Source organism: Crenobacter sp. CS_VA4 (assembly GCF_055597485.1).
Genome location: NZ_JBVMAE010000069.1, coordinates 1 through 1,794, shown reverse-complemented (window position 1 = coordinate 1,794; position 1,794 = coordinate 1). Strand labels below are relative to the sequence as shown.

Here is a 1,794-nt window from a genome sequence, read left to right as displayed (position 1 = left end):
AAAGGCTTTGTGTTTGGCATCATGAAAAATGAGGCTACAGAAAAAATCTATGATGGACAATGCATCATGACCCATCACAGCTGATGAGGTGGCGACCCATCACAGCTGATGATGGGTCGCCACCCCGGAAACCCGCGCCAATGCTGGGTTCTTCAATTTCTGCTTTCTAAGAGTCTCATGGGCCGTTTCCGCAACACCGAACGGCCCGGCGTCAGCCGCCTCCGGCGGTATCCTCCGCTGGCGCTCCGGCTGACCAACAGCGGCTACGCCGCATCAGGGCAGGGATTCGCCCCGCACCCCAAAAATGCCGGCCAGTTGGGCCGCACTGCCCGCCTTCGGTGTGCTGCTCCTCGGCGACACGGCGGGCTATCCGCTAGCGGGTGGTGCTACGGCCCGCACGCGGGCCTAGCTCCCGTACCCCCATCCGGCGCACACCCCGCGCCGGCGGGGCCCCTACGGGCACGCCGTCCCGGCGGCCACCCGAACCACATTGGCCGAAAGGCCAATAGCCAAACCGTCTGCAGTGTGGTGGGCGGCGGTGGGCAACTCGGAGAGTTGTCCACGGGTGCCCGGGTTTGCTTCGCCGTTTGTCTTAACCGCTTTTCAGACCTAACCCAGCTGGGCCAGAGGGGCGGTGAGCTTTGCTCGCCGTCCCGGGTGGCCAGCAGGCAACCGACCGGAGGGAGGGCGGCAGTGGTGGGGACTCACGATTTTGCCCTTGCCCGAAGGGCCACACGGACAATTTGCTCAGCAAATTGTGGAGTGGGTCCACAACGAATTTCATCGTTGGGGGCAGTGGCTGTACCATGCCGTATGAATTACGCCATCCTCCGCATCCAAAAGCTCAAGTCACCCGCTGTTGTCGGCCAGCTTTTCGGGGTCGGCGTTCGGGGTGTTCTGCTCGCGGAAAGCGTGCTTCATCGAGCGGCCGACAGCAGCGGGTGACTTGAGCTTTTGGATGCGGAGGATGGCGTAATTCATACGGCATGGTACAGCCACTGCCCCCAACGATGAAATTCGTTGTGGACCCACTCCACAATTTGCTGAGCAAATTGTCCGTGTGGCCCTTCGGGCAAGGGCAAAATCGTGAGTCCCCACCACTGCCGCCCTCCCTCCGGTCGGTTGCCTGCTGGCCACCCGGGACGGCGAGCAAAGCTCACCGCCCCTCTGGCCCAGCTGGGTTAGGTCTGAAAAGCGGTTAAGACAAACGGCGAAGCAAACCCGGGCACCCGTGGACAACTCTCCGAGTTGCCCACCGCCGCCCACCACACTGCAGACGGTTTGGCTATTGGCCTTTCGGCCAATGTGGTTCGGGTGGCCGCCGGGACGGCGTGCCCGTAGGGGCCCCGCCGGCGCGGGGTGTGCGCCGGATGGGGGTACGGGAGCTAGGCCCGCGTGCGGGCCGTAGCACCACCCGCTAGCGGATAGCCCCCCGTGTCGCCGAAGAGCGGCACACCGAAGGCGGGCAGTGCGGCCCAACGGGCCGGCATTTTTGGGGTGCGGGGCGAAGCCCTGCCCTGATGCGGCGTAGCCGCTGTTGGTCAGCCGGAGCGCCAGCGGAGGATACCGCCGGAGGCGGCTGACGCCGGGCCGTTCGGTGTTGCGGAAACGGCCCATGAGACTCTTAGAAAGCAGAAATTGAAGAACCCAGCATTGGCGCGGGTTTCCGGGGTGGCGACCCATCATCAGCTGTGATGGGTCGCCACCTCATCAGCTGTGATGGGTCATGATGCATTGTCCATCATAGATTTTTTCTGTAGCCTCATTTTTCATGATGCCAAACACAAAGCCTTT

General features: G+C 62.9%; 1 protein-coding gene. It reads right to left on the bottom strand.

What is annotated here, in order from left to right; all coding sequences use genetic code 11:
• Positions 1–849: 849 nt before the first annotated feature.
• Complete coding sequence (locus ACZ2IA_RS22700) at positions 850–981, bottom strand: hypothetical protein (RefSeq protein ID WP_470294855.1); 132 nt, start codon at positions 979–981, stop codon at positions 850–852.
• Positions 982–1,794: the final 813 nt, after the last annotated feature.